The organism is Ruegeria sp. F5, assembly GCF_056533845.1.
Window position 1 is genome coordinate 69,317 of the sequence record NZ_JBQFOU010000001.1, and the last position, 26,038, is coordinate 95,354.

The 26,038-nt window shown below is 60.6% G+C and carries 23 protein-coding genes; 12 read left to right on the forward strand and 11 right to left on the reverse strand.

The features are described from left to right. The first annotated feature begins 15 nt into the window (after window positions 1–15). Entirely contained in the window at window positions 16–861 is an 846-nt protein-coding gene (locus ACR0K1_RS00320; RefSeq protein ID WP_480848004.1) for a fumarylacetoacetate hydrolase family protein, read from the forward strand. Window positions 862–1,085: 224 nt separating this feature from the next. Then, window positions 1,086–4,406 (forward strand): AAA family ATPase, encoded by a 3,321-nt coding sequence (locus tag ACR0K1_RS00325; protein ID WP_480848006.1) that lies wholly within the window; start codon window positions 1,086–1,088, stop codon window positions 4,404–4,406. Window positions 4,407–4,475: 69 nt separating this feature from the next. Here ACR0K1_RS00325 and ACR0K1_RS00330 read toward each other — a convergent pair whose 3' ends face one another. The 6 genes from ACR0K1_RS00330 to ACR0K1_RS00355 all read right to left on the reverse strand — a co-directional run bounded on the left by ACR0K1_RS00330 (window position 4,476) and on the right by ACR0K1_RS00355 (window position 11,216). Then, window positions 4,476–5,816, reverse strand: coding sequence for an NAD(P)/FAD-dependent oxidoreductase (locus ACR0K1_RS00330; RefSeq protein WP_480848008.1), 1,341 nt, complete (start codon window positions 5,814–5,816; stop codon window positions 4,476–4,478). After that, window positions 5,813–7,309, reverse strand: a complete 1,497-nt coding sequence (locus ACR0K1_RS00335; RefSeq protein ID WP_480848010.1) for an aldehyde dehydrogenase — start codon at window positions 7,307–7,309, stop codon at window positions 5,813–5,815. Before ACR0K1_RS00335 ends, ACR0K1_RS00330 begins: the two co-directional genes overlap by 4 nt. A 5-nt stretch (window positions 7,310–7,314) precedes the next feature. After that, window positions 7,315–8,232 (reverse strand): dihydrodipicolinate synthase family protein, encoded by a 918-nt coding sequence (locus tag ACR0K1_RS00340; protein WP_480611719.1) that lies wholly within the window; start codon window positions 8,230–8,232, stop codon window positions 7,315–7,317. An 8-nt stretch (window positions 8,233–8,240) separates the two neighbouring features. After that, the gene (locus ACR0K1_RS00345) at window positions 8,241–8,951 is read right to left on the reverse strand and encodes a GntR family transcriptional regulator (protein WP_480848012.1); all 711 of its coding nucleotides are present in this window, start codon (window positions 8,949–8,951) and stop codon (window positions 8,241–8,243) included. Between the two features lie 160 nt (window positions 8,952–9,111). Beyond that, entirely contained in the window at window positions 9,112–10,005 is an 894-nt protein-coding gene (locus ACR0K1_RS00350; RefSeq protein ID WP_480848014.1) for a helix-turn-helix domain-containing protein, read from the reverse strand. 377 nt (window positions 10,006–10,382) lie between these two features. Continuing rightward, window positions 10,383–11,216, reverse strand: a complete 834-nt coding sequence (locus tag ACR0K1_RS00355; protein ID WP_480611716.1) for an IclR family transcriptional regulator — start codon at window positions 11,214–11,216, stop codon at window positions 10,383–10,385. A gap of 244 nt (window positions 11,217–11,460) precedes the next feature. On the opposite strand from ACR0K1_RS00355, the gene ACR0K1_RS00360 reads away from it, so the two are divergent. The 8 genes from ACR0K1_RS00360 (at window position 11,461) to ACR0K1_RS00395 (ending at window position 20,688) form a co-directional block, all read left to right on the forward strand. Then, window positions 11,461–12,555 (forward strand): TRAP transporter substrate-binding protein, encoded by a 1,095-nt coding sequence (locus ACR0K1_RS00360; protein WP_480611715.1) that lies wholly within the window; start codon window positions 11,461–11,463, stop codon window positions 12,553–12,555. An 80-nt stretch (window positions 12,556–12,635) separates the two neighbouring features. Beyond that, window positions 12,636–13,244: a TRAP transporter small permease subunit gene (locus tag ACR0K1_RS00365; RefSeq protein WP_480611714.1), complete on the forward strand. Its 609-nt coding sequence runs from the start codon at window positions 12,636–12,638 to the stop codon at window positions 13,242–13,244. Continuing rightward, window positions 13,237–14,601, forward strand: a complete 1,365-nt coding sequence (locus ACR0K1_RS00370) for a TRAP transporter large permease (protein ID WP_480611713.1) — start codon at window positions 13,237–13,239, stop codon at window positions 14,599–14,601. Before ACR0K1_RS00365 ends, ACR0K1_RS00370 begins: the two co-directional genes overlap by 8 nt. Then, entirely contained in the window at window positions 14,598–15,941 is a 1,344-nt protein-coding gene (locus ACR0K1_RS00375; RefSeq protein WP_480848018.1) for an amidase, read from the forward strand. The genes ACR0K1_RS00370 and ACR0K1_RS00375 overlap by 4 nt, the downstream gene beginning before the upstream one ends. A gap of 16 nt (window positions 15,942–15,957) precedes the next feature. Beyond that, a complete protein-coding gene (locus tag ACR0K1_RS00380; RefSeq protein ID WP_480848020.1) occupies window positions 15,958–16,152 on the forward strand; it encodes a hypothetical protein in 195 nt (64 codons plus the stop codon). A 4-nt stretch (window positions 16,153–16,156) separates the two neighbouring features. Further along, entirely contained in the window at window positions 16,157–17,119 is a 963-nt protein-coding gene (locus tag ACR0K1_RS00385; protein WP_480848022.1) for a 2-hydroxyacid dehydrogenase, read from the forward strand. 12 nt (window positions 17,120–17,131) lie between these two features. Further along, the gene (locus ACR0K1_RS00390) at window positions 17,132–18,004 is read left to right on the forward strand and encodes an NAD(P)-dependent oxidoreductase (RefSeq protein ID WP_480611709.1); all 873 of its coding nucleotides are present in this window, start codon (window positions 17,132–17,134) and stop codon (window positions 18,002–18,004) included. Between the two features lie 158 nt (window positions 18,005–18,162). Next, window positions 18,163–20,688, forward strand: a complete 2,526-nt coding sequence (locus ACR0K1_RS00395; protein WP_480611708.1) for a cation:proton antiporter — start codon at window positions 18,163–18,165, stop codon at window positions 20,686–20,688. Window positions 20,689–20,717: 29 nt separating this feature from the next. Here the strand turns inward: ACR0K1_RS00395 and ACR0K1_RS00400 are convergent, their stop codons facing one another. Genes ACR0K1_RS00400 through ACR0K1_RS00420 form a run of 5 tightly spaced genes read right to left on the reverse strand, consistent with a single transcriptional unit; the run spans window position 20,718 to window position 24,013 of the window. Next, the gene (locus ACR0K1_RS00400; RefSeq protein ID WP_480848025.1) at window positions 20,718–22,124 is read right to left on the reverse strand and encodes a DUF4384 domain-containing protein; all 1,407 of its coding nucleotides are present in this window, start codon (window positions 22,122–22,124) and stop codon (window positions 20,718–20,720) included. Next, window positions 22,121–22,531 carry an ExbD/TolR family protein gene (locus tag ACR0K1_RS00405; RefSeq protein WP_480611706.1) on the reverse strand — a complete coding sequence of 137 codons (411 nt, stop codon included), beginning with the start codon at window positions 22,529–22,531 and terminating at the stop codon, window positions 22,121–22,123. The genes ACR0K1_RS00400 and ACR0K1_RS00405 overlap by 4 nt, the downstream gene beginning before the upstream one ends. After that, entirely contained in the window at window positions 22,528–22,962 is a 435-nt protein-coding gene (locus tag ACR0K1_RS00410) for an ExbD/TolR family protein (protein WP_480611705.1), read from the reverse strand. The genes ACR0K1_RS00405 and ACR0K1_RS00410 overlap by 4 nt, the downstream gene beginning before the upstream one ends. A gap of 10 nt (window positions 22,963–22,972) precedes the next feature. Continuing rightward, entirely contained in the window at window positions 22,973–23,593 is a 621-nt protein-coding gene (locus ACR0K1_RS00415) for a MotA/TolQ/ExbB proton channel family protein (protein WP_480611704.1), read from the reverse strand. 3 nt (window positions 23,594–23,596) lie between these two features. Further along, the gene (locus ACR0K1_RS00420; protein ID WP_480611703.1) at window positions 23,597–24,013 is read right to left on the reverse strand and encodes a hypothetical protein; all 417 of its coding nucleotides are present in this window, start codon (window positions 24,011–24,013) and stop codon (window positions 23,597–23,599) included. A 406-nt stretch (window positions 24,014–24,419) separates the two neighbouring features. On the opposite strand from ACR0K1_RS00420, the gene tssA reads away from it, so the two are divergent. Further along, the gene (tssA, locus tag ACR0K1_RS00425; protein ID WP_480848028.1) at window positions 24,420–25,451 is read left to right on the forward strand and encodes a type VI secretion system protein TssA; all 1,032 of its coding nucleotides are present in this window, start codon (window positions 24,420–24,422) and stop codon (window positions 25,449–25,451) included. A gap of 68 nt (window positions 25,452–25,519) precedes the next feature. After that, window positions 25,520–26,035: a type VI secretion system contractile sheath small subunit gene (gene tssB, locus ACR0K1_RS00430; RefSeq protein ID WP_039526464.1), complete on the forward strand. Its 516-nt coding sequence runs from the start codon at window positions 25,520–25,522 to the stop codon at window positions 26,033–26,035. Window positions 26,036–26,038: the final 3 nt, after the last annotated feature.

Below are 26,038 nucleotides of genomic sequence, written 5' to 3' on the forward strand. Positions count from 1 at the left end.
TCAGGGAGATTTGACATGAAACTGCTGCGTTACGGCCCTGTGGGTCAGGAAAAACCGGGGCTTCTGGACAATGACGGCACCATCCGTGACCTGTCGGGCGTCGTCGGCGATATCGCGGGCGAGGCGCTGTCGGATGCCAGCTTTGACGCCTTGCGCGCGTTGGATGTGAACAGCCTGCCTGTTGTCGAAGGCGCGCCGCGCATCGGGGCCTGCGTCGGTCAGGTGGGTAAATTCATCTGCATCGGTCTGAACTATGCCGATCACGCTGCCGAATCCGGCATGGCGCTGCCGGATGAGCCTGTGATCTTCTTCAAGGCGACCTCGTCCATCATCGGCCCCGATGACACGGTTGAAATCCCTCGCGGCTCGGTCAAGACCGATTGGGAAGTCGAGCTGGGCGTGGTGATCGGCAGGCACGCCAAATACGTCTCGGTTGAAGGTGCGCTGGATTACGTGGCGGGCTATTGCGTGGTCAACGACCTGTCCGAGCGGGACTTTCAGATGCACCGCTCGGGCCAGTGGGTCAAAGGCAAATCCGCCGACACGTTTGGCCCCATCGGCCCCTGGCTGGTGACCCGCGACGAGGTGCCGGACCCGCAGAACTTGCCGATGTATCTTGAGGTGAACGGTCACCGCTATCAGAACGGATCGACCAGAACGATGCATTTCGATGTAGCGACCGTTATCTCGCACCTGTCGGAGTTCATGTCGTTGCACCCCGGCGATGTGATCTCGACCGGGACGCCGCCGGGTGTTGGGTTGGGACAAAAACCCGAGGTTTACCTAAAGCCCGGCGATGTCATAGAGTTGGGGATCGGGGGTCTGGGTGTTCAGCGCCAGAAGGTCGAGGCCAGCAATTGACGCGATGGTTGGCAACCCGCATTTGACGAAACTCCGTCCAGTGAGTTTTGCGGGCTGTGGACGAAGCCCTTGACCGCGCAATACGCGTCGTTTTCATTGAGGCCAGGCAGCTCAAGGCATTCGGCAATGGCCACCGGCTGTCCTGAGACAACAATTTAAGCAGGGAGATGCCTGCCGTTGGGATGAGCCATCGAGCCGACCGCAACGGTATGGGAAACGAATGAATGTCCGATATCGCGCTCTGGCTTGAAAAACACGGGTTGTCCAAATATGCCCCGGCCTTTTCAGAACACGAAATCGAACTTGGTGACTTAACCGAACTGACGGACGAAGACCTTGTCACCATTGGGCTGCCGCTCGGTCCGCGGCGGCGTTTCATGAAAGCCGTTCGCGCCAGTGTCGATGGGGATCACCGCCCGCAAAACACCGCTCTGGGTCCGTCGATCGTTGCCGAGCGGCGGCAACTGACCGTTATGTTCATCGACCTGGTGGGGTCAACTGAGCTGTCCCAGCGGGTCGATCCGGAAGACCTGGCCGAGGTCCTGCGGCTGTTCAAGGAAAGCTGTGCCGCCTCGGTCGCAGCTTTTGATGGCCATATCGCCAGTTATTACGGTGACGGGATCATGGTGTTTTTCGGCTTCCCTCATGCCCATGAAGACGACCCGGAACGCGCCGTTCGAGCAGGACTGCGGATCATCAAGGAAATCCCGGAAATCCGCACCCATGCGAAGTTGAACGTTCGGATAGGGATAGCGACTGGGCTGGTTGTCGTTGGCGATCTGCGCGGCGAAAAGATGTTCGAGGATGGCACCGCCATGGGCGAGACGCCCAATCTGGCCGCACGTTTGCAGGCCATGGCGGACCCCGGCACGCTGATTGTCGCCCCGAGCACACATCAATTGGCCGGGAACGCCTTTGAATACGTTCTGCGCGGGGTCTTCAAGCTCAAGGGGTTCGCGAAAGAGGTCGAAGCCTGGCAGGTGACTGGGACGCGCGAAACCATCAGCCGGTTCATGGCCACCGACAGCGTTTCGCTTGGTCCATTGGTCGGTCGCACGACGGAATACGAGGCGCTGGGAGACAAGTGGAAACTGGCCTGTGGCGGTCAGGGGCAGGTTGTTCTGGTGTCGGGTGAGGCGGGCATTGGCAAGTCCCGGCTGGTCGAAGAGCTCAGCCAGAACATTGCCGGGGCATCGCACGCCCAAATTCGGTATCAGTGCTCGCCTTACCATTATGCCAGCGCGTTTTATCCGGCCATTCGCCAACTCGAAACCGCCGCTGACCTTCGCGCCGATGATGCAAACGACGTGAAGCTGAAGAAGATTTCCTCGGTTCTTGGGGATGATGGCAGCCGGACCCTGAAGCTGGCGGCATCGCTTCTTTCGGTTCCTTTCGAAGATCAACTGGGGCCGTTGGACCTGACACCGCAGCAGGTCATGGACCAGACGCTGGGGCTGCTGATTGACACGCTTGTTGCCAGGGCCAGGGAAGCGCCCGTGCTGCTGTTGTTTGAGGATGCTCATTGGGTTGATCCGACGACCAAGCTGCTGCTGGACCGGATCGCTGATCAGATCAAGGACCTTCCGGTTCTTGTGGTGATGACATTCAGGCCCGAGTTTGATCCCGGTTGGGCCTTGCAGTCGAACCTGACGAAGGTCGCGTTGCGGCAACTGGATTTTGGTCAGGTCAAAGGCATTGTGAACGAGGTCGCCAAATGCGACGGGATCTCGGACGAGATGTATGAACTGATTGCCGCCCGATCCGATGGCGTGCCGCTTTATGTCGAAGAGGTCACGAAAGACCTGGTTGAATCGGGGCTTCTGATGGGGGAAGCCGAGACATTCAAAATAGGCGACGCATCCCCGGCCAGTTCGGTGCCCAGCACCTTGCATGATGCGCTGATGGCGCGCCTGGACCGTCTGAGTTCAGCCAAGGAGGTGGCACAGATCGGTGCGGTTATCGGGCCGCAGTTTTCCTATCCGCTGATCGCCAAAGTGTCCCGCTTTGGGGAAAAAGCGTTGCGGGCTGGTCTGGAGCTTTTGGTCGATGCGGGTATCGTCACGATTTCCGACTCAGACGATCCGCAATCCTTCAGCTACCGTCATGCCCTTATTCGGGACACCGCCTATAACAGCCTTCTGAAAAGCGAGCGCCGGGTTCTGCATGCGCGCGTTGCGCAGGCGCTAAGCCACAAATCCAACCATATCGGCGATGCCAGCCCCGAGATTCTGGCGCACCACTACACGCTGGCCGGAATGGCAACCGAGGCAATCGACTGCCGATACCTCGCCGGCCAGCGCGCGGTCAAAAGGTCGGCCAATATCGAGGCGAACACACAACTCGGCCTGGCAATCGAGCAGCTTAGCCAGCAGAACAGCAGCCCCGAGCGGGATCGGAAAGAGATTGAGATTCAGGTCCTTCGCGCGGGCGTTTTGCGCTCGACGGCGGGGATTGCTGCGGATGAAACCGGATCGGTTTATTCGCGCATCCGGGACCTATGCGAGCGCGTCGAAGAAACCGGGCACCTGTTCCCGATCCTGAACGGCCTGTATTCCTTTCATCTGGTGCGTGCCGAATATGACCTGGCCCGCACGGTCGCCGGGCGACTGCTGGAACTTGCGGAAACGACCGGCGAAACCCAGCATCAGATGGTGGCGCATCGGGCAATGGGGGCGGTTCTGTTCCATATCGGGGAGCTGGGGCCGGCCCATGATCACCTGCAAGACGCGCTGGACCTCTACAGCCCGGACCGTGACGGGCATCTGGCGTTTATCTACGGGTCCGATCATGCAGCCATTACATCCTGTTTCCTAAGTCTGGCCGTCTGGATGCGCGGACAGCCGGACAGGGCACTAGAAATTCAAAGTCAGGCGGTTTCGGGCGCACGAACGCTTGCGCATGCCCATAGCATCGCGCAGTCGCTCACCTACCTGTGCATGCTGCACCTTCTGCGCCGCGAACCCGAAAAAGTGGTTGAGGTTGTCGACCAGCTTGAGGCTCTGTCTGCCGAGCATTCCTTTACCTTCATGTCGTTGACAGCAAGGATGTGGCGAAGCTGGGTGGAGGCATACGTCGCCCCCGGACCCGAAACGATCCCTGCGCTGCTACACGCAGCGCAGGCCTGGTGGGCGAGCGGGGCGGGGAATTACAAACCCTTCTTTTTGACCCTGATTGCTGAATTGACCCTGCGAACTGGGGATCGGGAAGGGTCTTTGAACTTTCTGGCTGAAGCCCGCGAACACCAGAGCCTGACGAATGAAGGCTGGGCGCAGGCCGAAACGGACCGGGTTCACGCCCTCGCAAGCTCGCAGAGCGGGCCCGCCGAAGCTGAGTTCCACGCGGCTTTCGAAACCGCCCGCCGACAGCGCGCGAATATGTTCGAACTTCGAACGGCGGTGGACTATGTCAGGCATTGCAGGAAATTTGGGCGCAAACCCGCTGCGGCATCTGACCTTGGCGCCGCTCTTAAGTCGATCACCGCAGGAGAGACGTCACCAGACGTAAGAGAGGCCCGCGATTTACTCGGTGTGCCCAAACCCGTTTGAGCGCGGGATATTTATCTTTGGACAGCAACCTCGGACAGCGGGCGCATGGGCAAGCGGAACCTGTCTCGGTCAGTCTTTTCGGGCTTTCCACTCTTTCCATCTGAGGATTGCGTTCGCGCCGATCTCCCGGAAGGGTTGCGGTGGCAGGCGTTTTGGTTGGGCTTCGGCGGAGAAGTGGCTGGAAATGGCTGAGCTGTGGTCGCAGGCCAGTTCTGCTGCGGCGATGCCGGTAAGGGTGCCGCGTGCGGTGCCCAGCCCGTTTTGAACGCAGCCTGAATAGACGCCGGTGTCGATCTCGCGGGTGACCGAGACACCGTTGAGGCTGAGGCACAGGTGACCGGCCCATTGGTATTCCATCTGCATCCCCGCCAGTTGCGGAAAGCGCTGGTCGAATTTGCGCTGCATGACGCGGGCGGCGCGCTTCAAGTCGCCCTGTTTGGGGGCCATGCCGGGGCGCAGGGCGGCGCAGGTGCGGGTTACGACACGGTTGCCGCCCTGACCGGTATCGATGCGGCGCATGGTGGTGCCCATCGGATCCGAAGGGGTAATGCCCCAGCGCGATTGCCCGCCCAGCTTTGCCAGCGAGTCGCGATCCAGTTCCGGCGTCATGACGGCGAACAGGAACAGTTGCATCAGCCGGTCGCGTTCGATGCCGAAGCTTTCCAGATGGCCGTTGACCGTCAGAATGACCTTCGATGCGGTTACGGCAGCCTTTTCCGCCTGCACCCGCCAGCCTGCGCCCTCGCGTTCAAAGCGGGTGACGGGGCTGTTTTCAAAGATTTGCACGCCTTGCCCGGCCAGCCCGCCCGCTAGACCCCGGATATAGCCTGCGGGCTGCAATACCACCGTGCCCGGCGTGTAAAGCCCCGAGATGTAATGACGCGAGCCGGTCAGGTCATACATCTGCTGTGGGTCCAGCGGCTGGCTGTCTTCGCCCAGCGAGGCCAGATGCCGGGCATAGCTTTTGTTGTGGGCCTCGGCGGCTTCGCTGGCCGCGCCGTTGACCTTGCCGACCGGGTCGAAGTAATTCGGGTCGATCTGGTATTCCTCGACCGCCGCGCGGGCAAAACCAATAGCCTGCCGGTTCAGCTCGATCATCTTGTGGTCATCGCCGCTGCCGGCATAATCGTCCGAGGCCAGATCGTGGGGCAGGTCGATCATGAAGCCCGAGTTGCGGCCCGCAGCGCCCTCGGCCACCCGGCCCGCGTCGATCACAACAACCATTGCCTCGGGTTCAAGTTGCGTGATGCGCCGTGCCGCGCTCAGGCCCGCGAACCCGGCCCCCACCACGACAAAATCGGCGCTCAGGTCATCCTCCAGCACTTTCGCAGGAGCCTGCGCTCCCAGAATGGCATTCCAGGCTGCCGGCCCGTGTTGAACCGGCAGGGAATTTGCGCTGTACCGCGTCAACTCACGGCCTCGTCGGCGTCATCGGCCAGATCGATCCAGATGGTTTTCAGCTGGGTGTACTGATCATGAGCGTGGACCGAGTTGTCGCGACCGCCAAAGCCCGACTGCTTGAAGCCGCCAAAGGGGGTCGAGATATCGCCCTCGCCAAAGCTGTTTACCGTCACGGTCCCGGCGCGCAGGGCGCGGGCGCCGCGAATGGCGCGTTTGGCATTGGCGGTGAAGATCGACGCACACAGACCGTATTCGGTGTCATTGCCGATCTGAATCGCCTCGTCAAAGCCCGAGATTTCAATGACCGACAGAACCGGGCCAAAGATCTCTTCACGGGCCAGCAGGGCGGTGTTGTTTTCGACCTCGACCACGGTGGCCTCGACAAACCCGTCCTTGGCCTTGCCACCGATCACAACATTCTGGGCCTTTTCAAGATAAGAGCAGACCTTGTTGTAATGGCCTTCGCTGACCAGCGCGCCCATGCGGGTTTCCGGGTCCAGCGGATCACCGATACTCCACTGTTTGGTGTGATAGGCGATGCGTTCAAGCAGTTCGGCCTTGACGTCCTTGTGCACGATCAGGCGGGACGAGGCCGAGCAGTTCTCGCCCATATTCCAGAACGCTCCGTTCACCACATGCGCAGCGACACGGTCCAGATTCTCGGCGTCATCCATCACGATGGCGGGGTTCTTGCCGCCCATTTCCAGTACGACCTCCTTGGCATTGCTTTCCGCCGAATAGGTCAGGAACTTCTTGCCGGTCACGGTCGAGCCGGTGAAGGACACCATGTCGATATCCATATGACGGCCGATGGGCTCGCCCACCTCGGAACCACCGCCGGGGAGGATGTTGAGAACACCTGCCGGAATACCGGCTTCCATCGCCAGTTCCGCCACGCGCAGTGCGGTCAGGGTGGTTTCCTTGGCAGGTTTGATCACAAGCGAACAGCCCGCCGCCAGCGCCGGGCCGATCTTCCACGCCAGCATCAGCAGTGGGAAGTTCCACGGCAGCACCAGACCGACAACGCCGATCGGTTCGCGCACGACCATGGCGATGTGATCGTCGCTGGCCGGGGCCACCTGATCATAGATCTTGTCGATCGCCTCGGCGTGCCATTTCAGACAGTGGATCGTCTCGGGCACATCCACGGTCTCGCAATCGTAGATGGTCTTGCCGCTGTCAATGCTTTCCATCACCGCAAGCTCGCGCGCGTTGCGCGTTAGAAGTTTGCACAGACGGATCAGAACATCCTTGCGTTCGGACGGGTGCAGTTTCGACCAGCGGCCATCGTCAAACGCCTCGCGCGCCTTTTCGACTGCAAAATCCACGTCTTCCGAGTCGCAGGCCGCGATCTCGGCCAGGGTCTCGCCGGTGGCCGGGTTGATGCTGGTGAAGGTTGCGCCGGATATCGCGGGGCGAAAAGAGCCGTCGATGAAAGCGCCGGTGGGCAGGTCCAGACCCGCGGCGATGGATTTGTATTCGTCCTGTGTCAGCAGAGCCATGTGTCTTATCCTTCTGCCAATATGTCGGCTATTTTGCGTTTCAGCACGCGCGTCACCTGTTCCAGCGCGCGCTTGTCATCTTTGTTCAGACCCCGCAGCGGCGGGCGCATTATCCCTGCGTCGATGCCGTTCATGGTGACGCCCTGCTTGATGGTCTGGATGAATTTGCCGCCCTGTTCCAGCACATGCATCAGCGGCAGCATGGCCGACATGATGCGGCGGCCCTTGTCGAAATTGCCTTCGACCACACAGGCGTTGTACAGCGCCACGTGTTCAGCCGGCAGGAAGTTCGACCCGCCACAGACCCAGAACCGTGATCCCCATGCAAAGAACTCGAGCGCCTGATCGTCCATACCGCAGCCCAGCTGGATATGCGGATAATCGCGGGCCAGCAGGTGCACGCGGTTGATATCACCCGAGCTTTCCTTGATGCCGCAGAAATTGCGGCTGCGGCCCACTCGGTCCAGGAATTCCGCGCCCATCATAGTGCCGGTGCGGTGCGGATAGTTATACAGCATCACCGGCAGATCGGCGGCCTTGTCGATGGCCAGCGCGTTCAGCGCGTTTTCCCGGTCGGTGGGCACGGAATAGGCGGGGCTGGCCAGCAGGATCGCATCCGCGCCGATCTCTCGCGCGCCAGCGGCCAGAGCGGTGGAATCCGGCGTCATCATCGCGCCGGTGCCAACGACCAGAGGCAGCCGGCCCTTCAGTTGTTCATGGGTGAACCTGGCCAGTTCCAGGCGCTCGGTCACGGTCTGGGAATAGTTCTCGCCGGTCGAGCCGCCCGAGATCAGGCCGTGCACGCCGTTTTCGATCAGATACTCGATCACATCCGACAGCGCGTCCCAATTGACGCTGCCATCGTCGTTGTAAGGGGTCACGACGGGCGTGTAGATCCCTTCGAATTTGAACAGGGGGGTCATTTACATCCTCATGCAGGGGTTTTGCGCGCCATGGTTCCAAGCGGCACATCAAGCCCGGCGGGCGTGACGAACAGCTCGATCTGGTCGCGGGACAGGTTCCAGTGATCGATGGCCAGCTGGGCAGCCGCCGCCTCATCCCCCGCCTCGATGGCGGCGATGATGGCGTCGTGCTGCGTGCTGGCCTGCGGCAGGTTCTTGGCCATGGCGGCATCCTGAGGCCGGTAGAATGTCATGCTAATCCGGGCATGGTCGATCAGCAGCCGCTTGAACGACGGCAGCAGGTAGATGTTATCGGCCATGTCCCCGGTAATCTCGTGAAAGCGATTGTTGGTCATTGCCCGATCCGCGCCCGATCCGGACCGCAAAGCGGCTTTGAAACACTCCTGCGCCTGTTTCAACAGGTCGATCTGGTGGGGTTTCGCGTTTTTGGCCGCAAGCTGCAGAATGGCGCCATAGATCATCGGCGCGGCCAGGAAAAAGTCGCGCAGCGTGGTGTAGGACATCCCCGACACCCGGGCCCCGCGGTTCTCGCGCAGCTCAAGGTAACCCTCACCGGCCAGTTGGCGGAACACCTCGCGCAGGGGGGTACGCGACAGATTGAATTCTTCCGACAGGGTTGTTTCGTCCAAGTCTTCACTTGGCTTCAACCTCTGCGTCAGTACCGCCGTTTTCAGGTGCTCGTAGAGCTTTGTTTTCTTGAGCCGTGCGGCGTCTTTCATAACTGAACCTCCCGCCAGGAAATCATACGCGGTGGCGACTTGAGATTCGCCTGCGCAGCGTCGCTGTGATAACGAATATTCAATTTGTGTACAAATAAAAAATTCTCTGTATGCAAATGCAAAGCTGGGATAAACAATGCGTGCCGACAATGGACGTGGGTTAGTCCGTGCGGAAGTGATCTGAATAGGCCTGCCGCAAGGACGGGCTGCGGCGGGCAAACAGCGAGGTTGGCATTTCCTCTCCGGCAAAACACCAGAACTCGAGGTTTGATCCATCGACATGCGGGCCGATGAACTGAAAGTTCAGATCGCTGCACAATTGATGCCCGATTGGGCTGGCAGCGATTGCAGACAAATCCCGCAAGAACACCTCTTGCTCTGCCAGAGTTTCCAGAACGCCAACGAATCCCGTCAGCAGGGGAAGCGCGGCTTTCTGATGCCCTTGCGCGATATAGACCCCGGCGCAATAGCCGAAATAGTTGCCGGGAAGCAGGGGACGCCGCAGCGCATCGAGACTGAATTCGGTTTCAACAAGACGCCTGTCGCGGAACCGTGCCTCTAACGCATCATTCAGAAATACCAGTGAGATATGCGCAGCCAGACCCCCGCCGCAGGTGACATAGACGCCGCACATGGCCCCGTCGCGTAGGATGTCCTTCCAGATCGGAGCGCTGGCGGAAAACCCGTCGGGAAATTCATGCGCGCCTGCGCGTTCCAGTGCCTGTACGGCGATGTCAGCCTCTTCGACGGACCCCAATTCCGACGCGACATCGTGTTCGCGAAACACGCGATAGACCGTCCCGTGGGCGGTCTCGCGGCTCTCCCAATCCGTGCGGCAGGCGATGACCTCATCCCGTGTCCAGCCGAGTTTTTCGACCAGCCGATGCTCCAGATCGCCGCGCATGAATGAGACCGAGCGTTCGTACTTGCCGATTGCGTCGACACTCAGACCCAGCAGGTCCGCAAGCTGTTCCTGCGTTATCCGGCCATGCGCGCCGTTTTGCGTGCGAAAGCTGCGGAGCTTGTCGGCAAAAAGGGATGAACACCTGGTCATGGAGCCTCCGAAATGGCGGGGCGGGTGTTGGTCACTATGCCTGAAAAGGGGGTTTTGCCCAAGCGACTTACGGGTGACTTACGGTTTCCTGCGGATCATGGCGGTGGTCGCGCTGAGGGTGAACAGACAGGTTGGACCCGAACAGCAAAAAAGGACCTTGCCATGACCCGCCGCATATCACCGTCACACGGCGTACTGAACGCGATCTTTTTTGGTGCCGTTTCTGATAATCGGGCAAGGTCGCGCCGCAAACCGGAAGAGGCCCGGCGACCCAAGCGAGAAGGGCCCGTTTCTGTGATGCGCCGTCATAAATTTTCGTGGGGACCGAGAGGGTAGACCGGCGAAGGCGTGGCAAACTTGTTTGGCCGGCAGCCCGGTCAGTTCACGGCAGGCGTGTTGCTGAGCCTCTTGGAAATCTCATTCGCAGCCCGGATGACGGACATCGCAAGCGCGTCCAGTTTGTCGTTCGGAAACCGCGTGATTGGTCCCGAGATCGAAACGCCGGCGACAAGATTCCCCAAAGAATCAAAGACCGGCGCCGCAATGCACCGCATGCCCAGCGAACGTTCCTCATCATCCAGCGCCCATCCACGCTGCCGGGATTTTTTCAGCTCGGTCTTCAGTTGCTGTTTGTCGGTAATCGAGTTCGATGTCTGACGCATCAGCGACAGCGGCTCGAGAAACCGGTCAAGTTCGTCGTCCTCCATGAACGCCATAATGGTCTTGCCCACACCGGAGGTGTGGAAATACGCGTCGGTCCCGTTCTTGATCGACGCCCGTATCGGATTTTCGGATTCGACCTGAACAAGATACAGCAGTTTGCCGCCGTCTTCGACCGCCAGATTTGCCGTCTCGCCGGTTTCCTTGGAAAGCATCCGCATCACCGCTGGCGCAACTTCAAGCAGGTTTGAACCCTCTTCAAATGCGTTTCCGATGCGGTAGGCCTGGGGCCCTATCCGCCATTTGCCGTGATCCGCGTCGTGAGCGACCATTCCGCGATGCTGGAGTGTGCTCAGTATCCGATGCGCAGTTGCCGCTGGTATCGCCGTGTCCTTGGAAATCTCTGCGAGGCTCGCGGCCCTAGACTCGGCGAGGTAAATCAGCACGCGAATGCCACGGTCAAGCGCAACCACAGGCGAACTGCCTGACTTGTCCTGTTTTGACGGAAGGCGCGGACGACCCCGGCGTGAGGCGGCGATTTGTTCAGTCATAAAGGGGCAACCAATGCTCGGATTTCTATTCTCAGAGTCTAGCCCGTCTGGGGGTTAAAAAAAATGAAAATTAAAATACAAATAATTTCATATGTTTGTGGTTATTTTTGAATTATTCGTGAGAGGGTTTCCAAAAAATTTTGCAAATTGTATTTTCTGGCTTATCGTTATCTGCATCCGCTGCAGGGCGGATTGGTGCCCGTGCCGAAAACAAATAGGCAAGGGACCAGTCAAGGGAGGAAACATGACAAAATCTTTGAACCGCAGAAGCTTTCTGCGTGGCTCGGCTGTTGTGGGCGCTGGTGCGCTTGCTGCACCTGCTGTCCATGCACAAGAAGGAACCAACTTCAAGATGCAGGCCGCCTGGGGAGGCGGCATCTTTCTTGAAAACGCGCAGTCTTATGTGAACCGCGTCAACGAGATGTCGGGTGGCAAACTGACGATTGAACTGCTGCCCGTGAACTCGGTGGTCAAAACCAGCCAGATGCAGGACGCGGTTCACCGCGGCGTTCTGGATGCGGCGCATTACGTTCCGGCCTATTGGTATTCGAAATCCAAGACGGCCTCGCTGTTCGGCACCGGCCCGTGCTTTGGCTGGTCCAGCCAGGAAGTTCTGGGCTGGGTGAACTATGGCGGCGGACAGGAACTGTTCGACGAGCTGATGGGCATTCTGGGCCTGAACGTCGTGTCGTTCTTCAACTCGCCGATGCCGGCGCAGCCGCTTGGCTGGTTCAAGGAAGAGATCACAAGCGCGGATCAGATGAACGGCCTCAAGTACCGGACCGTTGGTCTGGCTGCGGACGTTCTGCTTGAGATGGGGATGTCCGTTGTGCAGTTGCCGGGCGGTGAAATTCAGCCCGCGATGAAGTCCGGCCTGATTGATGCGGCGGAGTTCAACAACCCGACCTCGGACCGTGACTTCGGTATGCAGGACGTGTCCAAGCACTACCATCTGGCCTCGTTCCACCAGAGCCAGGAATTCTTCGAGGTCACCTTCAACAAGGACAAGTACGAAGCGCTTGCGCCCGAGCTGAAGGCGATCCTGAAATATGCGTCCGAGGCCGAGAACTCCAACTTCTACTGGAACAACACCAAGCGCTATGCCGACGACCTTGTGAAACTGGCCAACGAGCAGGGCGTCAACGTCTACCGTACGCCCGACAGCGTGATGCAGGCGCAGCTGGACGCGTGGGATGTTGTGGTCGAGCGGATCGCAAACGAAGATCCGTTCTTTGCCAAGGTCATCGAAAGCCAGAAAGCCTATGCGCAGACGGTGATGAACTACCTGAACCTGAACCAGCCGGACTACAAACTGGCCTACAAGCACTATTTCAGCTGAGGTCTGAAACCTTTCTGAAAGGGGATGTCGCGCGCTGCGCGGCATCCTGATCTGCGGGCAGAACAGGCGGGGAAATCACCTTGATCAAGACAATCCACGCCATCGAAGGGCTAAGCCAATGGGTCGGCAAAGCCTTCGGATGGTGCATCCTCATTCTGACACTTTCGGTGTCTTACGAAGTGTTCGTCCGCTACGTGTTGAACAAGCCAACCGTCTGGGCGTTCGACATGATGGTCCAGATGTACGGCGCATTGTTCCTGATGGCTGGCGCCTACGCTTTGGCCCAAGACGCGCATGTGCGCGGCGATGTTCTGTACCGGCTGTTCTCGGTCCGCTGGCAGGCGCGCGTTGATTTCATCCTGTACATCCTGTTTTTCTTCCCCGGCATGTTTGCCCTGTTCTGGTACGGGTGGGAGATCGCCAAAGACAGCTGGCGCTATGAAGAGGTCAGCTGGAACAGCCCAGCACGCATTCAGATTTACTTTTTCAAAACGCTGATCCCCGTCGCTGGATTTCTGTTGATGCTGCAAGGCCTTGCGGAAATGGCGCGCTGCTGGCTGGCGATGAAAAACGGTGTCTGGCTCGACCGTCTGGATGACGTGCGCGAGACGGAAGACATGTTGATGGACGCCACTGTGGACCGCATCCAGTCAACCGGCACCAAGGACGGAGGGCGCCGCAATGACTGATCCTCAGGTCGCCATCTTGATGCTCAGCCTGTTCATTGTGCTGGTGCTTCTGGGCTTTCCGATTGCGTTCACGCTTTTGGCGATGGGTGTGGGGTTTGGCTATTACGCCTACTACCAGTCCGCGCCCGAAAGCATTTCGGACATTTTCAACAACAACATCTTCTATCTGCTGAACCAGAACACCTATTCGGTGATGGAGAATGATACGCTTGTCGCCATACCCTTATTCCTGTTCATGGGATATGTGGTCGAGCGGGCGAATATCGTCGATCGCCTGTTCTTCTCGCTTTACATGGCGGCGCGGAACCTGCCCGGATCTCTGGCCATCGCGGCGCTGCTGACCTGTGCGGTGTTTTCGACCGCGTCCGGGATTGTGGGCGCGGTGGTCACGCTGATGGGGCTGCTGGCTTATCCGGCGATGGCAAATGCCGGGTATCAGCGCAGCTTTGCCTCGGGCGTGATCTGCGCGGGCGGGACCTTGGGCATTCTGATCCCGCCGTCGATCATGCTGATCGTTTATGCCGCGATTGCCGAACTGTCGCCCCTGCGGCTTTATGCGGCGGCGGTGTTCCCGGGGCTTCTGCTGGCGGGGCTGTACATCGTCTACGTTATGATCCGCGTGTGGATAAACCCGTCTCTGGCCCCGAAACCGCAAGAGGATGACATTCCGCCCAAACGGCAGATTTACCTTGATCTGCTGGTGTCCTTCGTGCCCCTGACCGTGTTGATTATGCTGGTGCTCGGCTCGATCCTCGGCGGATTGGCAACCCCGGCCGAGGCGGCAGCGATGGGCGCTTTGGGTGGTCTGGTGCTGGCGGTGCTCTATCGGTCGCTGACCTGGGACAAGGTCAAGCAAAGCGTCTTTCTGACGGCCAAGGCCACGGCCATGGTGTGCTGGCTGTTCGTCGGCTCGTGGACCTTTGCGTCGATCTTCTCATATCTCGGTGGGCATGACGTGATCGAGCATTGGGTGGTGGGCATGAACCTGCAGCCCTGGCAGTTCCTGGTTCTGGCGCAATTGATCATCTTCCTTCTGGGCTGGCCGCTGGAGTGGTCCGAGATTTTGATCATCTTCGTGCCGATCTTCCTGCCGATGCTCGATACATTTGGCGTGAACCCGTATTTCTTCGCGATGCTGGTGGCACTGAACCTGCAGACCTCGTTCCTGACGCCACCTATGGCGATGTCGGCCTATTACCTTAAGGGCGTGCTGAAAAATCAGATCCAGTTGATGGAGATTTTCAAAGGTTTGATGCCATACCTCGCCATCGTGATCCTGTGCATGGTGCTGATGTACCAGTTCCCGGGTATTGCGCTGTGGCTGCCGGATTACCTGTTCGGTGTGTGGGTGCCATGACGAAACACGACCTATCCCTGTTCTCGGCGGTTCAATCCGCCGAGGCTATTCGTGAAGGGCGCATCACGTCCGAGGCGCTGGTCGAGGCCTGCCTGAAACGGATCGAGGACACCGAAGGTACCGTCAAGGCATGGGCCTACCTGGACGCAGGCGTCGCGCTGGATCAGGCGCGGGAACTGGACCGTATTCGCAAGGCGGGGCGCGCGACAGGGGCGCTGCACGGCGTACCGGTTGGCCTGAAGGATATCGTGGACACCAAAGACATGCCCACGCAACGCGGCACGCCCATCTTCGCGGGCCGCCAGCCCGAGGCGGACGCGCGGATCGTCGAACATCTGCGCGAGGTGGGTGCGGTGATCATGGGCAAGACCAAGACTACGGAATTCGCCTACATGCATCCGACCGACACCACCAACCCCTCTGATCCGACTCGCACGCCGGGCGGGTCGTCCAGCGGCTCGGCGGCGGCGGTGGCGGCCCGGCATGTTCCCTTGGCGATTGGCACGCAAACCGGGGGGTCGGTGATCCGCCCGGCTTCGTTCTGCGGGGTCTACGGCTTCAAACCTACTCGCGGTACAATTTCGCGCAGCGGCGTGTTCCGGACATCTGTGTCTCTGGATCACATCGGCGGGTTTGCCAATTCGCTGGAAGACATCGCGCTGCTCACGGACGTGGTGTCCGGCTACGACCAAACCGACCCGGCCAGTTTCGCACGGCCCCGCGCGGATATGCTGGCCGGTGCCCGCGCTGACGCTCCGGTCGAGCCGAACATCGCGTGGCTGGATTTCCCGTTCCATGACCGTCTGGACCCGGACACCGTAGAGGGCATAGATGCCGTGATCGACGGTCTGGGCGGGCGGGTCGAGCGGTTTTCGGCTTCGCCGCAACTGGCCGACCTCATCAATGTGCACAAAACGATCTACGATTACGAAATCCGCCAGAACATGGGGGGGATTTCAAAAGATCATGGGCCCGACCTCAGCGCTGAAATGCAGGCGGCGATCCATCGCGGGGCCGAGATCGGCGAGGCACAGTATCAGGACGCATTGGCGGTGATGGCCTCGGCGCAGAGCTTTTTTGCCGAGTATTTCAATGAATTCGACGCCATTCTGGCCCCATCGGCCACGGGTGAAGCCCCGTCTCTGGATGCGGGGCATACCGGGGATTCGGTCTTTTGCCTGACCTGGACATTGGCAGGGCTTCCAAGCCTGACGCTGCCTTTGCTGGTCGGGGGCAACGATCTGCCGGTCGGGGTGCAACTGATCGGCGCGGCGGAAGAAGATGACCGCCTGTTGCGCACAGCCGCATGGGTTCAGCGCAGCCTTGGCGCTCAGGAATAAGGGAAAGGGGAAACACATGTCGCGAATTACCAACATCATCATGGGCATCATCGGCGTCGGCCTGATGACAGTCTTTGTTCTGGGTCTTTCACACAGCATCTCGACCGGGTTCGCCGGGTTCTGGGGCGGCTTTCCGTTCATGTGCATCGCGTTTTTCGTGATCGGGCTTGCGCTTTACAACTTCTGGGAAGACGCCATCAAAAAGGACTGACCTCATGAGCGACAAACCGGTCCTCTGGCTTCCCCGCCGGGTTTCCGATGCCACGGTTGAGCGCGCCCGCCGCGACTATGACGTGATCCTGAACGAAGCCGATACGCCGGGCACGCCAGATGAGATTGTCGCGATGAGCGCGCAGGTCGACGCGATGATGCCCTGCCATTCCGAGCCGTTCTCGGCCGAGGTTGTGGCCCGCCTTGACCCGCGCCTGAAAATCGTCGCGAACCATTCGGTTGGCGTGGATCACTGCGATTTGCCCGCATTGGCGGCCAGGGGGATCATGGTGACGAACACGCCTGACGTTCTGTCCGATGCGACCGCAGAACTGGCCATGCTGCTGATGCTGGGTGCCGCGCGGCATGCGGTCCGGGGGGACCGTTTGATGCGCACCGGCACGTGGGACAGTTGGAGCCCGTCTTTCATGGTGGGCAAACAGGTTACAGGCGCACGTCTGGGCATCATCGGAATGGGGCGCGTCGGTCGCGCATTTGCCGCAAAAGCACGCGGGTTCGACATGGAAATCCACTATTTCAACCGGACCCGCCTGTCGCCGGATCAGGAACAAGGCGCGTTTTATCACAAAAGCGTCGAAAGCCTGCTGCCGGTCGCCGATTTCCTGTCGCTTCACTGCCCGGCAACGCCCGAAACGATGGACTTGATGAATGCCGAGCGGATCGCGTCCCTGCCCGACGGGGCCATTTTGGTGAACTCTGCCCGCGGCGCGCTTGTGGATGAGAACGCGCTGCTGCGCGCCGTCGAAAGCGGAAAACTGGCGGCGGCGGGCCTTGATTGCTTCAAGACGGAACCGGGCGGCAATCCCGGTTTTGCAGCGCATGAGAATATCTTCATGCTGCCGCATATCGGCAGCGCTACGACCAGAACCCGCGATGCGATGGGCTTTCGCGCGTTGGACAACCTAGACGCATTCTTCGCCGGGCAAACCCCGCGAGACCTTTTGTAGAGGAAAATTACAATGGCAAAACTTGCATTTCTTGGCCTTGGCGTCATGGGGTATCCGATGGCGGGCCACCTTCAGGCCGCAGGCCATGATGTGACCGTTTACAACCGGACCCCGGCCAAGGCCGACGCATGGGTTGCCGAGCATGGCGGCGGCATGGGCGTCACTCCGCGCGAAGCCGCCGAGGGCGCAGAATTCGTGATGACCTGCGTCGGCAATGACGATGATCTGCGCAGCGTGTGCACCGGCCCGGATGGCGCGTTTGCCGGCATGTCTGCGGGGGCAACGCTTGTGGACCACACGACCGTATCGGCCAAGGTCACGCGCGAGTTGTTCGAAGCTGCCAAGGAACAAGGCCTCGCCTTTGTGGATGCGCCGATTTCCGGCGGGCAGGCCGGGGCGGAAAACGCTGTTCTTTCAATAATGTGTGGCGGTGATCAGGCCGCGTATGATGCCGCCGAACCGATCATGCAGGTCTATTCGAAAATCTGCCGCCGGATCGGGGACAGCGGCGCAGGCCAAATGACCAAGATGTGCAACCAGATTGCAATTGCAGGACTGGTGCAGGGCCTCAGCGAAGCCCTGCATTTTGCCGAGAAGGCGGGTCTGGATGGCCGTTCGGTCGTCGAGGTGATCAGCCAGGGCGCCGCCGGAAGCTGGCAGATGGCGAACCGGTACGAGACGATGCTGGACGACCACTTCGACCACGGCTTCGCGGTGGACTGGATGCGAAAGGATCTGGGTATTTGCCTTAATACCGCGAACGAGACCGGGGCCAGCCTGCCTGTGACCGCGCTGGTCGATCAATTCTACAAGGATGTTCAGAAGCTGGGCGGCGGGCGGTGGGATACCTCGGCGCTGCTCAAGCGCCTTCGCGCGGCGGATTGAGCTTCGGCGCGACGGACGCCGTCCGAACCTTTCGGAAAATTGGCACCGGGTGGGACATCCGGGTTGCGGCCCGTGTCCCCGGCAATTGATGGCCTTTTGGCCGCCGGGTTGCGAGACTGTCCGTGCGTCTGCCGTCAAGCTGAGTCTATAACAGTGCTATGGATATTGTTCTTGTAACCACTGTTGTTGCATCGCTTTTTGTCGTCATAGGGCTGGCCGAACCGGTCGCCGCGCGCCTGCGCTTTCCCTACAGCGTCGTGCTGGCAGTTCTGGGGATCGTGATCGGTGCCGCCGCCACCTTTTTCCTGCAAACCGATCTGACCGAGGTGATGAACCCGGTGGCCGAGGCCATCCTCGGCTTCCCCATCCGCGCGAATGTGTTCCTGTACCTGTTCCTGCCCACGCTGCTGTTTCAGGCGACTTTGGGGATGAACCTGCGGCGCATGCTGGACGACTGGGTGCCGATCTTTGTGCTGGCCATCGTCGCGGTGTTTGTTGCGACATTCACCGTTGGCTTTGCCCTGTCCGCCGTCAGCTCGCTGCCTGTGATGGCTTGCCTTCTGCTGGGTGCGATTATTTCAACAACGGACCCTTCGGCTGTTGTCAGCATCTTTCGCTCAATCGCTGCGCCGCAAAGATTGTCGCGGATCATCGAAGGGGAAAGCCTTTTGAACGACGCCGCCGCCATCGCGCTGTTCGGGCTGTTTGTCGGCTTCGTCATGGTTGGCGCGCCGGATCCGCAACCCCGGGATGCCCTCATTCAGTTTCCTCTGCTTTTGCTGGGCGGGGCGGTCACGGGATGGTTTCTGGCGCGCGCCAGCCTGTGGCTCATGTCGCTGATCGAAGGCTTTGAGCTGGCGCAGGTCTCGATCTCGCTGGCCTTGCCCTATCTGGCCTATGTCATCGCCGAGCAGAGCATAGGCGCGTCAGGCGTGATCGCGGTTGTCGTGGCTGGGATCACCTTGAACCTGTCCGCCCCCGGTCGCCTGACCCCGCAGGCCTGGAGCCGCCTGTCGGATGTCTGGGGCGTTCTGGCCCATTGGGCCGGGGCCTTGATCTTTGTCCTTGCGGCGCTTTTGATCCCGAAACTGCTTAGCGGTGTGCGGTGGACGGATTTCGGACTGATCCTGGTAGTGACCCTTGCAGCCGTTTTTGCCCGTGCGGTCATTCTGTTTGGCTTCCTGCCGTTTCTGACCCTGATACGGGTGTCACCATCCGTGGACCGACCGTTTCGTTATGCAATTCTCTGGGGCGGCATGCGGGGGGCGGTGACTTTGGCTCTGGCACTGGCCGTGACGGAAAACGCCCAGATCCCGGCGGAAACGCAACGAGCCGTAGGTATTCTGGCGACGGGATTCACCTTGTTCACGCTGCTGGTTCAGGGGCCGACCCTGCGCCCGGTCATTCGCCGTCTGGGCCTCGACGCGCTTTCGCCGCTGGATGAGGCGCTGTCACAGCAGGTCGTTGCGGTGTCGCTGCAAACCGTACGCGAGGACGTCAAGCACATGACGGCCAGCTATGAGCTGAACCCCGATATCATCCGGTCCGAGGCGGTCCGGTTCGGCCAAAGGCTGGATACGGCAGTGCACTCTGCCGAAGCCCGCAAGGGCATTCTGGACCGGGACCGCGTGACCCTTGGCCTTATCGCGCTGGCCGGGGCCGAGCGTAACTTTGTCCTCAGCCACATGCGCGACAGATCGCTGTCGACGCGGCTGGCGGACCGGGCGCTGCTGGACATTGACCGGCTTATTGAAGGAACCCGCCTGCAGGGGCGCACCGGGTATTTGCGGGCCGCGCGGCGCACCGTCGCTTATGGCCCGCTGTTCCGGGTCGCGGCGTTTCTGAACGACAGGCTGCGATTGCGCCGGCCCCTTGCCCGCATGACCGCGCATCGGTTTGAGGTGCTGCTTGCGCAACGGCTGGTGCTGCGCGACGTGTACCGGTTCGCAGACCAGCGTATTCGCCGCATCCATGGTCGGCGCGTGGCCGAGATTCTGAGGGAACTCATCGACCGGCGCGCCGAGTTTGTGGACACCGCGCTGGACGGCCTTCAGCTTCAGTATCCGGGCTTCGCGGACGAGGTGCAGCGCCGGTTCATCCGCCGCATCGCCCTGCGTCTGGAAGAGCGGGAGTATGCTGAACTGTATGACGAGGGGTTCATCAGCGCCGAGCTCTATTCGGTGCTGCTGCATGACGTCACCGAGAAGCGCATCGAAGCGGAAGAACGCCCGATGATCGATGTGGCCCCCCGCGCGACCGAGCTTGTCCGGCGTTTGCCCGTGTTTTCGGACCTCGACCGGGGGGGTCTGCGCCGTCTCGCCCGCGCCTTGAAAACCCGCTATGCGGAGGCCGGAGAGAGGATCATCCAGAAAGACGCGCCCGCCCGAAGCGTCTACTTCATCGCCTCGGGCGCCGTCGAGCTTGAGATGGCGGGGCAAAGCTGGCGACTGGGTCGGGGCGATATCTTCGGGCAGACGGAACTGCTGCTGCGCCAACGACGCCGGGCCTCGGTCCGGGCCATCGCGCCCACCACGCTATTGGTTCTGGATGAAGAGAGGTTCCGAAGATTGATCCAGCGCAGTAAGTCCCTGCGCAAAGCCGTGATGGCGAGCGCCGCCAATCAGGGCGTCGATCTGGGGCAGTTCATTGATCCGCAGGGATCTGCGCCGACGAAACCGGAATAGGGCTTCCTATCCCTGACCCGCAGGACCCGTCACCGCTCGGAGGTCGTGATGAAGAAGTAAACCCATTCGCCCTTGAAATCCTGGCTTTCGGCCCGCGCGGCTGAAATGCGGGATTTGAGGAAACTCAGATAGGTCTCGGCAGGTTCGACCAGCGGGCGGTCGCCTTGGTACAACGGCTCCGAGGCCGCAAAGGCGACGGCGATTTCCTGTCCATAAGGCGGCCCGATCGTGATGTAGAGGCCGGGATCACCCGGTGCCGCCGCCCCGACCCGCAAAGCCGTTTTCGCCCGGGTCAGCTCCAGCGGCGTCGACGTGTTCGGGCTGAGGTGAATCACCTGACCCTCGGCATCGAAATAGTCGACATAAACATAGGCGTCGTAATCCGCGCCGGTCAGGTCCAGAATCAATTGCTGGCCTTGAGTGTAGCGGAACTCGCGGGCGTGCACGTCCTCGCCGATCAGCAACGGGTTGGTGATCTGATCGGTCGATTGCGGCAACCCCACATCCGCGATACGGCTCAGCGCCCCGCATTGCGGGCGGGGCAGGATCAGCAGGTTATCGGCGATACGGATATTCTCACCCATTTGCGCTTGAAGGGCATTCAGCGTGGGCGCGCGCAAGCCGTCCTCGGGGATATGTCCAATAACTTCCAGCGTGTTGGTGTCGGGCTGGAACTGAACCTGCAGGCGAGAGCAGGGGATTTGCGACAGCAACCCATCAATGCCGTCCCGCAGGTCCTGCGCGGTTTGACCGGCATCCTCGGGGCGCATGAAGCTTTGAATCGCGGCCAGCGAGACGGGGTCGATTGGGCCGTCGCCGGTGGTCGAAAACACCTCGGATGCGCTGGCTTTGGGAATGTCGGGCAGGGTTTGGGTCAGCGCGACGGGCTGGGGCTGCAGCGGTCTGGCCAGATCCGAGGTCGGGTTCGCAAGTGCGACAGCCTGCGTCGGGGCGACCTCTGTTCGGACCGGGTTGGCCTGCAACACAGAAGAGGGGAGGAGGGTTGGTGATACGTCTGCGGCCTGCACGGTCTGATTCGCGTCAGGGGTTTCCTTCAATGCGTCGGCCTCGGCGATCAGGGGTTCGATGCTTTGCGCGATTTGATCCAAGGGGGGCAAGGTGTTGCTGTTGGGCCGGGACGTCGCAATCGCCTGCTGCGGAAGCTGCGCGGCGGTGGCCGTCGATTGACGGATCACCCCCTGATCCAGCCGCGCGCCCGTGGCATCTTGGGCGCGGGCGGTGTCGCGGTCGAGGCGTGCCTCGACAGCCTGACTTTGCTTTACCTGATGGGCAGATAGCTGCATCCGTGTTTCCGGCACCGGCTGCTCGACCACCGGCTCTGGCTCGACGGTCCAGATCAGAAAGACGGCGGCCCCCAGATGCAGGGCAAGCGATCCGGTCAGCCCCAAACCCCATATCAGCGGCCCCCGGATCACCGCACTGGTCCCGAAGGGGTTACGACCAGCACAACCTCGCGCGCGCCCAGTGCTTCGAACTGCGCGATCAGGGGCAGGATGTTGCGCAGCACGGCGTCGCGATGGGCGTTGATCCGGATCAGGGTGTCGGGCTGGGTTTCAAGTACCGATTGAACCTGCCGGGTGGCCTCATCCGGCGACAGTACCACCCCATCCAGCGCCAGCGTTCCATCCGCCCCCACAGACAGGGTCATACCACCCGCAGGCATGTCGGCGCCGGTCTGCGCTGTCGGCGGGGTGACGTCAAACGGTGCTGTGGCGTCCATCCGACCGATCAGCATGAAGAACACCAAAAGGAAGAACACCACATCGATCAGGGCAATGATGGTCTCGGGGTGGTGACGCGGGGCGGGGCGGGTGATCCTCATGGGCGGGCCTCGAGCCGGACGACACGCATGTTGGTGGCCCCGGCGCTGGTGACCACATCTATGACCGACACCAGCGACTGCAACACCGCGCCGCCGGTGGGCAGGATGATGACTTGGCTGGCGGGCTCCTGTGCCAGGCGGTCGGCCAGTAACCTTGCCAGGTCATCCGCGGTCATGGGTTGGCCCTGAAAATAGGGCGCGCCATCCGCACCGATGCGGATCAGCAGGGCACCGGAGGGCGCGTCATTTGCCGCACCTTGCGCAGGCACAGGGCGGTCGGATTGGGCCAGCGCCGGGATCATGTCGAGGTTCAGATAGGTCGATGTGACCATGAAAAAGACCAGTAGAATCAGCATCACGTCGATCATCGGCACCAGCGAGATCAACGGTCGCGTCGGCTTGCGTCTGCTCAGGCTCAACTCGCTGGACATCGACGATTCCCTAATGTGCACCGCGCTCTTCGATGACCATCAGCCGGCCCACCGCGTTTTCGATCGACTGCGCCCCCGCCTCGGCCCGGCCCGAAAGCAAAGAGGCCCCGATGGCGGCGGGAATGGCCACCAGCAACCCGGCAGCGGTTGTCAGCAACGCCTGCCAGATTCCGCCCGCCAGGACCGAGGCATTGGCCGCCCCCTGCGCCAGTTCCAGTTCCTGAAACGACTGGATCATCCCGGTCACGGTGCCCAGCAACCCCAGCAGGGGTGAGATCATGGCAATCAGTTCAAGGACGCGAATCCAGGTGCTCATCGCTGCGAATTCCAGATTGCCGCGCCGCGTGAGTTCCGTCATCAGCGCCGGGCCCCTGAACCCGTCGATCAGCGCCTGCATCGCATAGGCGCAGACCCGGTCCGCCGGGGATTTGCCCGCCGCCAACGCAGCTTGAGCGGGCTGGCGGTCGCCGCCCGCCCATTTGACAAAGGCCGCGTCCCGCTCGGGCCCGCCGGACCGAACCGGAGCCAGTTGAATGGTTTTGACCACGATCAGCGTCAGCGACAACACGGACAGCAGCGCGAGAACGGCGATGATCGGGCCGCCGGTGCCCAGATTTTCCAACCCCGGCATGGCTTACTGCGCCAGACCGGCTGAGGTCTTGCTGTCCAGCACCAACAGCGGGAAGCAATCCAGGGGCTCGGCATTCTGCGGCTTGCAGGCGGGCAGGTCATGCAGCAGCACCTCGGAGATATCCGCACAATCGATTTCGGGGATTTCGAACAGTTTCAGCACGGTGCGCTGAACGGGCAGGGGGGCGGCGTCGATGGACAGCAACCGGTCGATCACGCCGTTGGTGTCGAGGATCGCAAGCGACATTTCGAACTCTTCGAAACTGTTACCGGTCTGGTTGCGAAACAGAAAGAACGCGCGGCACCCGCCCGTCTCTCCGGCCTCGAACTTGTTCAGCTCGATGGACAGCTTCCCTTCGTCTGCCTGCGCGTTGACCGCTGACAGAGCCAGTGCAAGCGCTCCAATAATGCCTGTTTTCATGCGTTGTCCCCTGTTCGTAGTCTCGAATGTCTGATTTTGGCCCCGGCGTGAAACAGCCCCGGACGGGATGTCGGACCGGATTGGTTTGACTGCGATCATTGCAGCATCTGACCCCAAGCGCGAAGAAAAAAATCGGGCGATGCGCGCGGCTTGTGCCGCCTTGTCGGACGTTATTCTGCCCCGCAGGTGTCGCTAGGGAACCTATGTCGCAAAAAAAACGTATTTATTGGGTTTGACTTTGCACCGGGTATGCGGCTGATTCATCACATAGGCCGCGAAGAAACGCGATTTGTTTGCCAGTTCGGCGATCATGTGAAGTAATTCATACACGTGATCATGAACACTGCGCTAAGCGAAGCGACAAGAACAACAGACGGCCAACGGGCGACACGTCATTGGGGAGAACATGGATCTAACTTCTTATCTGGAACCCCGGGGTGAAGAACCCCCCAGCGGTGAAAATCTGGAGTACGATCCGGCCTTCACCGAGCTCGAGATTGCCGCTCAGCCCGGTGAAGAACGTCAGATGGGTGACGAGGTCGTCGCTGCCGAGGAACAGGACTGGCGCGACGTCGAAACCAAAGCGCTGGCTGTCATGGACAAAAGCCACGACCTGCGCGCGGCGATTTATCTGGCCGAGGCGGTTTTGCACACCAAGGGCCTGCCCGCCTTCGCGACCTCGATCGGTTATGTGAAATCTCTGCTGGAAGAGTTCTGGGACACCTGCCATCCCGAACTGGATGAAGATGACGGCGATGCGACGATGCGGATCAACGCGGTGCGCGGTCTGGCCTCATCCGACCGGATGGTGCGCGCGCTGCGTCGCACCGGTCTGACCGACAGCCGTACTTTCGGCAGCATGACCCTGCGCCATCTGGATGTGGTCGATGGCCGGATCAACATGCCGGCAGATCTGGACGTCATTCCCGACGCCACCGGCGCCGCCGCCGCGTTCAAGGATACCGATGACGAGGTTCTGGCCGCCAATGCCGAGGCCGTCGCTTCGGCGATTGAGGATGTGGCCGCAATCGATGCGGTTTTTTCGGACAAAACCCCGGGCGAGGGGCCCAATCTGGACCCGCTGACCGAGGCGCTGACCAGCATCAGGCAAGCTCTGGCCCAATATGCCGATGTCGGCGACATGCCGGTTGAAGACGCAGGCGAAGATGCCGCGCCTGTTTCCGCCTCTGCCCCGGCGGCGGCTGCCCCATCCGGCGGTGGCGCGATCAACTCGCCCGATGATGTCACGATGATGCTGGAACGCATCATGGATTATTACGCCCGCTGCGAACCCTCCAGCCCGCTGCCGGTTTTGCTGGAACGGGCCAAGCGGCTTGTGAATGCCGATTTTCTGACGATTATCGAAGATATGGCGAAAGAAGGTTTGGATGAGGTGCGCCAAATCGGCGGGCTGAAATCCGACGATGATGATTACTGATCCGTTAACGGCAAACCCCTGATAACGGATTGAAAACAAACACTGATGGATGAATCGAGGAGCATCAGATGGCTGACAGTTCACAAAAATTTATAGCCCGGAACAGGGCTCCGAGAGTTCAGATCGAATATGATGTCGAGCTTTATGGTGCCGAGAAAAAGGTTCAGTTGCCCTTTGTCATGGGCGTCATGAGCGATCTGGCCGGTAAATCCGAGGTCGAACAGCCCGCGGTTGCCGACCGGAAGTTCCTGGAAATCGACGTCGACAATTTTGACGACCGGATGAAGTCGATGGCCCCGCGCGCCGCGTTCACCGTGCCCAACACTCTGACCGGCGAAGGCAACCTGGCCGTCGATATCACATTTGAAAGCATGGACGATTTCAGCCCCGCCGCGATTGCCGCCAAGGTTGAGCCTCTCAAGGAATTGCTGGACGCGCGCACCCAGTTGTCGAACCTGATGACGTATATGGACGGCAAAACCGGCGCCGAAGACCTGATCTCAAAAATCATGCAGGACCCCAGCCTGCTGAAGACACTTGCAGCCCAGCCCAAACCGGGCGGTGACGCTGCTGAGGAGGAATAAAAG